The following is an 11,191-nucleotide window of genomic DNA, read 5'->3' on the forward strand; positions in this document are numbered from 1 at the left end:
GGCAGGGGCAGGGCCTGGCTGGCCGGGTCGGCATCCAGTGCCTGCAGAATATCGTTGGCGCCAGCGGGTTTGGTCAGATAGTTATGCGCGCCACGGTGGGTGGCGGCGACGGCGGCGGCGATACTGCCGTAGCCGGTCAACAGGATCACCCGGCAAAGGGGGAAGTGCTGGCGGATCGGCTCGATCAGGTCGAGGCCATTATCGCTGCCCAGGTTCTGGTCCAGAATCGCGCCGTCCAGCGGGGCGCTCTGTGCGGTTAGCTGCGCGATCAGCTGCAATGCCTGCTCGCGATCATGGGCCACATGGACCTGGGCGCCATGGCGGCTCAGCGCCCGGGCGGTTTGCTCGGCCAGCAAGTCATCGTCTTCGACCAGCAACAGCTGACGGGTGAGAGAGGCGTTGTTCATGATGCGGCTCCCGGGCTGTCGGTTTGCGGCCAGTGAATCCGCGCCTGGGTCCAGCTGTGGCCAAAGTCCATTTCCAGTTCGGCACCGATTTGCGCCAGGCTGGAGTGCACCAGAGTGAGCCCCATGCCCAGGCCTTCGCGTTCTGAGTCCGGGTGTGCCGGGCCATCATCACTGAGCTGGAGTCGATAAAGCGGCGCATGATTGCTGACGGTGATGGCCAGTCGCGTGGCGCCGGCGTCCATGGCGTTGTAGCCCAGATTGCACAGTACCCGGAACCAGCTCTGACTGTCGGCCACCTGGGGGTCGGTTTCCAGCGCATGCGTCACCTTGAGGGTGGGTGCCAGATGACGCAGGTGCTGTTGTAATTGTTGAATCAGCACGCTGAGGGGGAGTCCGGATTCCAGCTGGGCGTCTGTGCCCTGTTTGAGTCGGCTGGCCACGTTGCGGGCCAGGTGATCCATTTGCTCGACTTCCGGACGCAGTGAGTCGGGCATTTCGGGAGCGTGAATAAGGTTGTCTGCCAGCATCACCAGTGTGCCCAGCGGGGTATTCAGTTCATGGGCCTGGTCCGCCAGGGTCGCGGCTACCTGATACATATGCTCACGGCGCCCGGCCAGATCCAGTGCCTGTTCCTGTTGCCGTTGTTGTTGTCGCATCAGTCTCTGGATGACCTGTCCGAGCAGGCTGAGCATGACCAGCAGGGCGATGAAGACAGCGGCCATGCCGGCACTGTGCAAGCCGCTGAGTTGGTGGCTGAGGGCATGTAACGGGCTGTTCATGGCGGGCATTTGATACCAGCTCAGCGACACCATGTAGCCGCCCAGTGCCAGCAGGGCGACCAGTAGGCCCCCCGTCATGGGCAGGGTCAGCGAGGCCATCAGGGCGGGGACCAGCAGGTAAAACGACAGGGGGTTCCCCGCGCCCCCGAACCCCTGAATCAGGCCGGCAAACAGCACCACGTCCATGGCCAGTTCCAGCGTCAATAACTGGCTGTGGCGGCGGCCGTGGACCTTGCGCGTAAGCAGCGTGACCAGGTTGGGTAGCAGTAATGCGCCCAGCCAGCCCAGCTCCGTGAGCTGATAGCCGGTGTGGCCGAAACGCTGCAGCACAATCAGGGCCAGCGTGATGACCAGTACCAGCAGGCTGCGCAGCCAGATCAGTCGCAGACGCCAGTTCAATAAGGGGGGGCGATTATCCATGGTGGCTATTGTAACGGTAAATCGGCGCGGGCAGGTGTGGCAGTTTGCCCGGGGGGGGACGAGTTGAACGTTCAACTGCTCTTCAAGGCCGCAGCAGTCGCCCTTCGTATAACTCGCCGGCAAAGGCGGGCAGTTTGGGATGGCGGTGCTGGCGGGCCGTTTCGGGCTGAAAGCCTGCGCGCTGGAAAATACGAGCGGTATCGCGGGTGAGCTGGCAACCGCATGCCAGCGGTTTCCATGCCGGGTTAAGCGTTTTTTGCAGGCGTTGAATCCAGGGGCGTTCGCTGAGTACGTGCTCCAGTGACAGCAGGGTACCGCCGGGTTTGAGGACGCGGAAGGCTTCCCGCGCCGCCAGGTCCGGGTCCGGAATGGTGCAGAACACCAGGCAGGCAATTACCGTATCGAAATGCTGGTCCGGGTAGGGCAGCTGTTGAGCATCGCCTTCCTGGATGTGAAAGCGTTCAGGGGCATCGCATTGTTGTGCACTGTCGCGGGCCAGGGTGAGTAGCCCGCCGGCCGGCTCGATGCCATGAATTTCGGTGGCGGTATGGCTGTAGAAAGGGAAGTTGGCGCCGGTGCCGACGCCCAGCTCCAAAACCCGGCCGCTGGCCTGGGCCAGCAGCCGTTGCCGGTCCCGGTAGACCGGACGGGTGGCCCAATCCAGTAATACCGGGAACAGCTTGTCTTCGTAGAGGGACATGTGTCGCCTGTTAGTTGCGCTCTGGCAGGATGTATTTGTCCGGGTTGTTCAGCATATCCATGCTCAGCGGGTCGCTGATAATGCTGGTCAGGTTCCGGTCTGTTTTCTTGCTGAACTTGCGACGCAGTTTTTCGAACTTGCGGAAACTGCGGAAGTTAAGCGCATACAGGCGCACTTCCTGCAGGCGCTTGTAGGAGTACATAACGTCCAGCGCATCCATGGAAAATTCCGGGCGGATCTTCATGGCTTTTTCCAGGTAGCTGATCGCTTCGTTCAGGTCACGTTTGCGGTTCATGTAGATCAGCGCGTTGGCGTATTCGTAATTGACGATGGGAATATCCGGGGCCAGCTTCAGGGCGTCAGCAAAGGATTCTTCCACCGTGGTGGTGCGCGCGCCATAGGTCATGCGGCCGGTGAACTTGCCCACCCGGCGCATGATGCCGGCGTCCACGCCGGCGCGGAAGGCATGGGCCAGCGGTTGTTCGGGCATGATCTCAACCACCTCTTCAGCACTGTTCTTGATCTTGCCGATATAACGGCGGGCGACCACGATCGGCACCGGAGATTCTTCCGCGATGCGGGCAATGGCGTAGGCGTAACCGAGTTTCACCGAGGCGACAATGGGGGCCACCGCAGGATCGTCGGCCGCTTCTTCCATGTCATCAAAGTACTCTTGTGCCTGGTTGGCCACGTCCTGGAGCATCATGTATTTGGTGCTCTGACGATCAGCGAGATAGATGGCGTACATCAGCTGGGAAAACAGGGCAGGAATCTTGCCGATGGGGCCAAGTTTGAGACCTTCTTCGCGGGCTTCCTGGAAGTCGCCGGCAAAGAACTTGCGCCATACCTGCAGGCTGCGAGCCTCCAGCACCTGATAATCACCGTTCCAGTCTTTGATATCCTCTTTCATGAAGGGGTACTTTTCGAACTGTTCCTTCATGTAAGCGGCGGATGGGTAGGGCACCTTCAGGCCGCGCATCAGGTATTCCCATTTGTCGCGGATTTGCTTGTCGGTATAGGTGAAGTAGCTTTTCTTGTAAGGCACCTCGTTCCATTTTTCGACGAAAATACGTTCATCCACCGGGATTTCCTGCATTTGCAGTTCTTCCGGGGTGACTTCGTCCATTTCGTCGTCGGCCTCGTCATCGCGGGCCGCATGGAGTTGCAAGCTGATAGCGCAGAGCGCGATCAGGCACAGAGAGCGCCAGAACGGTACAGAATATGCTGCCATGGTGTTTTACAGCTCTTGTTGTTGTTGTGTTTGTAGGCGAACAGGTTCGCCGGGCCCCGATAGCCCTGTATGGCATAACAATGCCATGCGGGCGGGATGTGAACAAGTTCTGGTCAGTATGAGTTTGCTGACTGGAGTGTAACGTTGTTATGCCTGCCCGGTTTGCACCGGGCAGGTGAGGGGGAGGGGCGGGAATCAGGCGGTGGCGCCGGCATCGCGCAGGGCCTGCGCGTAATCGTTGCCTTTCGGGTGCTGGGTAACCAGGTCTAGCAAGGTGCGACCTTGTGGATCACGGGCATCCAGATCCCGGTTCTGGTCCTTGAAAAACGTCAGAAAGCGGGCGAAATCCTCCGCGCGAAGGGCGCGGTACGCTTTTTCCAGCAAGTGGAAGTCCCCGTTTACGCCCTCTTCAGGAGGGAAATCGAGAAATACTGCAATCTGTTCATCGGTCATCGGCTCGCCGATCACCTTCTGCTTGTCTTTACGTTCAGCCATGGGGATCTCCTCCGTATGCGGCGGCATTATAGAGGCTTGCGGCCTTTGGGGGCCAGCGTGGGGCAAACAAGTCAGGGGTGGCGCGATGAAATGGGCGGGGAGAGCCCACCGGGCGCCAGGCACCCGGTGGTGGAGCATGAATCAGGCGGTCATGTCTTTCAGTTTCTTCAGCGGGCGAACCTTGACCATGGTGCGGGCAGGTTTGGCTGCGAAGGTGGTGGCTTCCCCGGTGAACGGGTTGATGCCCTTGCGTGCTTTGGTGGCGGGTTTTTTCTGGGTCACGATTTTCAGAAGGCCCGGCAGGGTGAACTGGCCGGCGCCACGCTTTTTCAGGTGACCTTCCATGATATCGGCAAGTTCGTCGAAAACCGCGTTGACGTCTTTCTTGGTCAGGCCGGTGGTTTCACTGATCTGGTTAACGATCTGGGTTTTGTTCATCGGTTCGGTGATGGTTTTCACCTTGCGAGCCGCTGTAGCGCTGGATGCTTTAGCAGCTGTCTTTTTCTTTGCAGCCATGGATTGCTTACCCCTTATTGGTGTCTTCCTGATGTTGTATTGGTTCCGCAATGGTGCGGATAACCGGCGGTGCTTCCTTGTCAGGTGTGGCCCTGGACTGCACAACACAGTGGCCCCCTGATAGGGTTCGCATCTTTTATATGCCATGGATTTTCAGGGCACAAGGCGTTGAGACACTATTTTTCAAGGTATTTTGTGAAATTAGGTAGGCATGTGGCCCGTTTGGCAGTGAATCGCCGTCTGGCATGGCTCGGGGACGGTTGAATCGCTATACTGTGGCGCCTTTTTCAGTGGTCCGGCGTCGGGGCAGGTTCCAGCGAGCCTGGGATCGCCTTCAATGAGCCGGACGGCGTAATCAGAATAGAAGCGGACGTTAAGCATGCGAAGCCATTATTGCGGTGATTTGCGAGCCTCCCACGACGGAGAAACAGTAGAGCTTTGCGGTTGGGTCAGTCGCCGCCGTGACCATGGTGGGGTGATCTTCCTCGACCTGCGCGATCGCAATGGTCTGGTCCAGGTGGTCTTCGACCCGGATACGGTGGAAGCTTTTGCCCTGGCCGATAAAGTGCGCAGCGAGTATGTCGTGCGCCTGAGCGGCCGGGTGCGCATGCGCGACGAAGCGGTGCGTAACAGCAAGATGTCCACCGGTGACATCGAAGTGCTGGGCAAGGAACTGACTATCCTCAATGAGGCCGAGACGCCGCCGTTTGAGCTGGATGCCCATTCCGCCGCCGGTGAAGAGGTGCGCCTCAAGTACCGCTATATGGACCTGCGCCGCCCGGAAGTGCTGAAAAACTTCCAGTTTCGTTCGCGTCTGACCCATGTGGTCCGTGCCTTCCTGGAAGGCGAAGGTTTCATGGACGTGGAAACCCCGATCCTGACCCGCGCTACCCCGGAAGGGGCCCGTGACTATCTGGTACCCAGCCGGACCCATCCCGGCAGCTTCTTTGCGTTGCCGCAGTCTCCGCAGCTGTTCAAGCAGCTGTTGATGGTGGCGGGTTTTGATCGTTACTACCAGATTGCCAAGTGTTTCCGTGACGAAGACCTGCGCGCCGATCGCCAGCCGGAGTTTACCCAGATTGATTTGGAAGCTTCCTTTGTAGAGGAAGAAGACATCATGGGGATTACCGAGCGGATGGTGCGTTCGGTGTTTAAAGAATTGCTCGATGTGGAGCTGCCGGACTTTCCGCGCATGCCGTTCTCTGAAGCCATGCAGCGTTTTGGTTCCGACAAGCCGGACCTGCGTATTCCGCTGGAGCTGATCGACATCGCCGATCTGCTGGCCGGTGTGGACTTCAAGGTATTCTCCGGCCCGGCCAACGATCCGAAAGGCCGGGTGGCGGCCATGAGAGTGCCGGGGGGGTGTTCCTTGTCGCGCAAGGATATCGACGGTTACACCAAGTTCGTCAGCATCTATGGTGCCAAGGGCCTGGCTTACATCAAGGTCAATGATCTGGCGTCTGGCGCAGAAGGCCTGCAGTCGCCGATCCTGAAATTCCTCACCGACGATGCCATCAAGGGCATTCTTGAGCGCACCGGCGCCGAGACCGGCGACCTGATCTTCTTCGGTGCCGACAAGGCCAAGATCGTCAACGAGGCCCTGGGCGCTCTGCGCGTTAAAGTGGGTCACGACCTGAACCTGGTTGAAGGCGAGTGGGCACCGTTGTGGGTAGTGGACTTCCCCATGTTCGAGGAAGACGAAGGGCAGTACCACGCCCTGCATCACCCCTTCACCATGCCCAGCTGTAGCGCGGAAGAGCTCAAGAGCAACCCGGCGGAAGCGCTGTCGCGGGCCTATGACATGGTGCTCAACGGCACCGAGCTGGGTGGCGGTTCCATCCGTATCCACAACCCGGCCATGCAGCGCACCGTGTTCGAAGCGCTGGGCATTTCCGATGAAGAAGCGGACGAGAAGTTTGGCTTCCTGCTCGACGGCTTGAAGTACGGCGCGCCGCCCCACGGTGGTCTGGCTTTCGGCCTGGATCGCATGGTCATGCTGATGACGGGCTGTGAGTCGATCCGTGACGTGATTGCTTTCCCGAAGACCCAGACCGCAGCGTGCACCATGACCAACGCGCCGTCACCGGTGGACAACAAACAGCTGCGTGAAGTAGGCGTACAGGTACGAAAAGAAGAAGGTTGATATAGAAAGACGCAGGCATGCACCACGCAGCACGCTTCACGCAAACAAGCGTGCCGCAAATGTGTTGCGTGACGCGTGCTGCGTGCTGGCGGAGGTAATATGGCAGGACATAGTAAGTGGGCCAACATCAAACACCGCAAGGCGGCCCAGGATGCCAAACGCGGCAAGATTTTTACCAAGCTGATTCGTGAGCTCACCGTGGCCGCGAAGATGGGTGGCGGCGAACCCAACGATAATCCGCGTCTACGCGCGGCTATCGACAAGGCGTTGGGGCAGAACATGACCCGCGACACCATCGACCGGGCCGTGAAGCGTGGTGCCGGCGGTGATGACGACGGCAACATGGACGAAATCACCTATGAAGGCTACGGCAAGGGCGGCGTGGCGGTCCTGGTAGAAACCATGACCGATAACGTGAACCGCACCGTGGCCGAAGTGCGCCATGCCTTTTCCAAGTTCGCCGGTAATCTGGGTACCAGCGGTTCTGTGGCCTTCCTGTTCACCAAGCGTGGCGAAATTTTCTTTGAGCCGGGGGTAGACGAAGAGAAGTTGATGGAAGTGGCTCTGGAAGCTGGCGCAGAAGACGTGGAAGAAGTGGGCGATGACGGCTTTGTGGTCACCACCACACCGGACAAGAGTTTCGGTGAAGTGGTTGATGCCCTGCGCGAAGCCGGGCTGGAGTTCGCCGAAGCGGAAGTCACCATGCACCCGTCCACGGAAGCGGAAATGGATGCCGATACCGCGGAAACCGTGCAGAAGATGATCGACATGCTGGAAGATCTGGATGACGTGCAGAACGTCTATACCAACGCCAGCTGGCCGGCGCCGGAAGAATAGCTAACTAGCGGCGAGCGGCTAGCTACGAGGAAAACCAAAACCCCGCTATGTCGGGGTTTTCTGTTATTCAGCTTGTGCATTTTGGTGTCGGGCCACAATCTTGCTAGAAGCTAGAAGCTAGAAGCTAGAAGCTAGAAGCTAGAAGCTAGAAGCTAGAAGCTAGAAGCTGGACATTTGGACAGTGCTCGGGTAGAACTGGGCCAGCTATCAGGCAGCTGTCTTTTCATTATCGGTCAGAGAAATATGGCGCTTATTTTAGGCATTGATCCCGGCTCGCGCCGTACCGGTTACGGGTTGGTAGAGCAGGTGGGGAACCGCTCCCGGGCCGTGGCATTCGGTACCATCACTACCACCCACAAGGAGATGCCGCCGCGCCTGGGGGAAATATTCGCGGGCATTGATCAGGTGGTGAAAGAATTCGGCCCGGCGGAAGTCAGCATTGAAAAAGTCTTTATGGCGCGCAATGCGGATTCCGCCCTGAAACTGGGCCAGGCCAGGGGGGCTGCCATTGCTGCGGTCATGCAGGCCCATGTTCCGGTGTTCGAATATTCCGCTCGCCAGGTAAAACAGGCAGTGGTTGGCAAAGGTGGGGCGGAAAAGAATCAGGTGGGGGAAATGGTGAAGTACCTGTTGAAGCTGGAACAGCGCCCCCAGGAAGATGCTGCTGATGCGTTGGCCATCGCCCTCTGCCACGCGCATATGCGTGTTTCTCTGGCCAGAATGGGCGGTGCCACGGCTGTCAGGCGAGGGCGGCTTCGTTAAGCTGGCGCCTTTAATTACACGTTAACAACACGGATAACCCCATGATCGGACAACTTCGCGGAACCTTGCTGGAAAAACGCCCTCCGGTATTGCTGCTGGATGTGAGCGGCGTTGGCTACGAAGTGGAAGCCCCCATGACCGTGTTCTACGACCTGCCCGACGCGGGCGCAGAACTGACCCTGCATACCCATTTTGTGGTCCGCGAAGACGCCCAGCTGTTGTATGGCTTTGCCGACCGTTATGAACGAGAGTTGTTTCGTGCCTTGATCAAGGTGAACGGCGTGGGGCCGAAAATGGCCTTGGCGATTCTGTCCGGCATCGAAGCGGATCGGCTGGCACGCTGTATTCAGGATCAGGACACGACCTCATTGGTGAAGGTGCCGGGCATTGGCAAGAAAACCGCCGAGAGGCTGGTGATCGAAATGAGCGATCGGCTCGACAAAATTGACGGCGGCCCGGTGAATCTGCCCGGTCTGGTGGATACCCGACAGCCCGATGACGCCCGTAGCGATGCCATTGCCGCCCTGGAAGCGCTGGGCTATCGCAACAAGGATGCATCCGCGGCGGTGGCCAAAGCCGCGGATGAGGATGGCCTCAGCAGTGAACAATTAATCCGCAAGGCGCTCAAAAGCCTGGCCCGCTAGCGCTGCACCCTGATATCGCCTTTCACTTTGTGATAACAGTAATAGCAGTTCGGTATCAGGGTGCGCTACGCTAGCCACATTCAACGATGTAGAGGCAAGCCCGCCGCAGGCATGGATAACGAACGAGTCATTACCGCGGCTGCGGTTGGCAGCCACGAAGAGCAACAGGACAGGGCCATTCGCCCGGCCAGCCTGGCGGATTATCACGGGCAGGCGAAAGTCAGCGAGCGCCTGGAAATCTTTATTGATGCCGCGCGCGGCCGCGATGAAGCGCTCGACCATACCCTTATATTTGGCCCGCCGGGTCTCGGCAAGACGACCCTTGCGCACATTATTGCCCGTGAAATGGGCTGCGAACTCAAGTCCACATCCGGTCCGGTGTTGGAAAAAGCCGGAGATCTGGCGGCTATCCTGACCAATCTGGAAGAGGGCGACGTGCTGTTTGTGGATGAAATCCACCGCCTCTCTCCGGTGGTAGAGGAAATTCTCTACCCGGCCATGGAAGACTATCAGCTGGATATCATGATCGGTGAAGGCCCGGCCGCTCGCTCGATCAAGCTGGACCTGCCGCCGTTTACCCTGGTGGGGGCGACCACCCGCGCCGGTTTGCTCACCGCTCCATTGCGCGATCGCTTCGGCATTGTGCAACGCCTCGAATTCTATTCCGTGGATGACCTGTCCGACATTGTCAGCCGCGCCTGCGACATCCTGGCCATCCCCATTGAAAAGGCGGGAGCCATGGAAGTGGCACGCCGGGCCCGGGGAACCCCCCGTATTGCCAATCGCCTGTTGCGTCGAGTGCGTGATTACGCCGAAGTGAAAGGCGATGGCCGCATTACCGAAGACATCGCTCAGCGGGCTCTGGACATGCTGGAAGTGGATAGTTGTGGCCTGGATGGCACCGACCGCCGCTTGCTGGACATGATAATGCACAAATTTGATGGCGGGCCGGTGGGGCTGGAATCCCTGGCGGCGGCGCTCAATGAAGACTCCGGCACCCTGGAAGAGGTGGTGGAGCCTTACCTGATTCAGCAGGGCTTCATTCAGCGCACCCCGCGCGGGCGGGCGGTGACCAATCATGCCTGGCGCCATTTTGGCCTGCAGCGTCCCCGCCGTGACGGTGATTTGTTTAATGATTGAAAAAGATCAGGAAAACGGGGAATTTACCCTGCCGGTGCGCGTCTACATCGAAGACACTGATGCTGGTGGCATTGTCTATTACGTGAATTATCTGAAATTCATGGAGCGGGCGCGCACCGAGTTTCTGCGCACGCTGGGCTATCAGCACTATGCGCTGGCGGATGAAAACTTTCAGTTTGTGGTGCATTCCGCCAATGTGCAGTATCGCCAACCGGCACGTATTGATGATGCGCTGACGGTGACAGCCTCATTGAAAAAACTGGGTAAGGCCACGCTGGTGTTTGATCAGCAGGTGCGTAAAACGGGCGCCTTAATCTGCCAGGCAGAGATTAAAGTGGCCTGCGTGAGCGCCGATACCCTGAAGCCGTCGGCACTTCCGCCGGCACTGTATAAAAAATTTAGCGCGGCCAGCAAAGGAGAAGGGCTACATGGTTGAGGCATCCGACATGTCTGTCGTCAGTTTGATCAGCAATGCCACCGTGGTGGTGCAGCTGGTGATGGCGCTGTTGATTCTGGCGTCACTGACGTCCTGGTACATGATTGTGGGCCGTTTCCGGGTGCTCGGCCGTGCCCATCGTGCGGGCCGTGCCTTTGAGGAAAAGTTCTGGTCCAGCGATGATCTGGCGTCCCTCTACAACCAGAGCCGCAAGGACCCGGATGTGGACTCCGGCACTGAAGCCATTTTCCGTGCCGGTTTTCAGGAATTTGTTCGGCTTTCCAAAAGTACCCGTGGTGCCGAAGCGGTCATGGATGGTGCTCAACGGGCCATGCGCGTGGCCCTGCAGCGTGAGCAGACTCGCCTGACCAAACACTTGCCGTTTCTGGCCACGGTCGGTTCTACCAGTCCCTATGTGGGCCTGTTTGGTACCGTCTGGGGCATCATGAACTCCTTTATGGCGCTGGCCAACGTGAAGCAGGCGACCCTCAGTGTGGTGGCTCCGGGTATTGCAGAAGCGTTGATTGCCACGGCCATTGGCCTGTTCGCGGCGATCCCGGCGGTGATGGCTTATAACCGCTTCTCCGCCCAGAGCGACGCCCTGCTGACGGAAAATGAGATGTTTGCGGAAGAGTTTTCTTCCGTACTTCACCGTCAGGCCCACGGGCGCGGAGCATGAGC

13 protein-coding genes are annotated in these 11,191 nt (G+C 58.9%); 7 read left to right on the forward strand and 6 right to left on the reverse strand.

Annotated features, from left to right (window positions below):
* The 6 genes from A3730_RS21315 to A3730_RS21340 form a co-directional block, all read right to left on the reverse strand.
* A partial coding sequence (locus tag A3730_RS21315) for a response regulator (RefSeq protein WP_063538866.1) occupies window positions 1-407 on the reverse strand: 407 nt, incomplete at its 3' end.
* Entirely contained in the window at window positions 404-1,606 is a 1,203-nt protein-coding gene (locus A3730_RS21320; protein ID WP_063520536.1) for a HAMP domain-containing sensor histidine kinase, read from the reverse strand. The genes A3730_RS21320 and A3730_RS21315, both read right to left, overlap by 4 nt.
* Window positions 1,607-1,688: 82 nt before the next feature.
* Window positions 1,689-2,306 (reverse strand): class I SAM-dependent methyltransferase, encoded by a 618-nt coding sequence (locus A3730_RS21325; protein ID WP_063520537.1) that lies wholly within the window; start codon window positions 2,304-2,306, stop codon window positions 1,689-1,691.
* A gap of 10 nt (window positions 2,307-2,316) precedes the next feature.
* Entirely contained in the window at window positions 2,317-3,537 is a 1,221-nt protein-coding gene (locus tag A3730_RS21330) for a hypothetical protein (protein ID WP_063520538.1), read from the reverse strand.
* Window positions 3,538-3,732: 195 nt separating this feature from the next.
* Complete coding sequence (locus tag A3730_RS21335; RefSeq protein ID WP_063538868.1) at window positions 3,733-4,032, reverse strand: PA4642 family protein; 300 nt, start codon at window positions 4,030-4,032, stop codon at window positions 3,733-3,735.
* A gap of 141 nt (window positions 4,033-4,173) precedes the next feature.
* Window positions 4,174-4,548, reverse strand: a complete 375-nt coding sequence (locus A3730_RS21340) for an HU family DNA-binding protein (protein WP_063519566.1) — start codon at window positions 4,546-4,548, stop codon at window positions 4,174-4,176.
* Between the two features lie 379 nt (window positions 4,549-4,927).
* Between A3730_RS21340 and aspS the strand changes: the two genes are divergently transcribed.
* The 7 genes from aspS (at window position 4,928) to tolQ (ending at window position 11,189) form a co-directional block, all read left to right on the forward strand.
* Complete coding sequence (aspS, locus tag A3730_RS21345; RefSeq protein WP_063519567.1) at window positions 4,928-6,691, forward strand: aspartate--tRNA ligase; 1,764 nt, start codon at window positions 4,928-4,930, stop codon at window positions 6,689-6,691.
* A 99-nt stretch (window positions 6,692-6,790) separates the two neighbouring features.
* Window positions 6,791-7,528 (forward strand): YebC/PmpR family DNA-binding transcriptional regulator, encoded by a 738-nt coding sequence (locus A3730_RS21350; RefSeq protein WP_063519568.1) that lies wholly within the window; start codon window positions 6,791-6,793, stop codon window positions 7,526-7,528.
* Window positions 7,529-7,771: 243 nt separating this feature from the next.
* Complete coding sequence (gene ruvC / locus A3730_RS21355) at window positions 7,772-8,290, forward strand: crossover junction endodeoxyribonuclease RuvC (RefSeq protein ID WP_063519569.1); 519 nt, start codon at window positions 7,772-7,774, stop codon at window positions 8,288-8,290.
* A gap of 41 nt (window positions 8,291-8,331) precedes the next feature.
* Complete coding sequence (ruvA, locus tag A3730_RS21360) at window positions 8,332-8,934, forward strand: Holliday junction branch migration protein RuvA (protein WP_063519570.1); 603 nt, start codon at window positions 8,332-8,334, stop codon at window positions 8,932-8,934.
* A gap of 111 nt (window positions 8,935-9,045) precedes the next feature.
* Entirely contained in the window at window positions 9,046-10,074 is a 1,029-nt protein-coding gene (gene ruvB / locus A3730_RS21365) for a Holliday junction branch migration DNA helicase RuvB (RefSeq protein WP_063519571.1), read from the forward strand.
* Window positions 10,067-10,510 (forward strand): tol-pal system-associated acyl-CoA thioesterase, encoded by a 444-nt coding sequence (ybgC, locus tag A3730_RS21370; protein WP_063519572.1) that lies wholly within the window; start codon window positions 10,067-10,069, stop codon window positions 10,508-10,510. Before ruvB ends, ybgC begins: the two co-directional genes overlap by 8 nt.
* Window positions 10,503-11,189, forward strand: coding sequence for a protein TolQ (gene tolQ, locus A3730_RS21375; protein ID WP_063538870.1), 687 nt, complete (start codon window positions 10,503-10,505; stop codon window positions 11,187-11,189). Before ybgC ends, tolQ begins: the two co-directional genes overlap by 8 nt.
* Window positions 11,190-11,191: the final 2 nt, after the last annotated feature.

The sequence above is a fragment of the Alcanivorax sp. HI0044 genome, assembly GCF_001634945.1.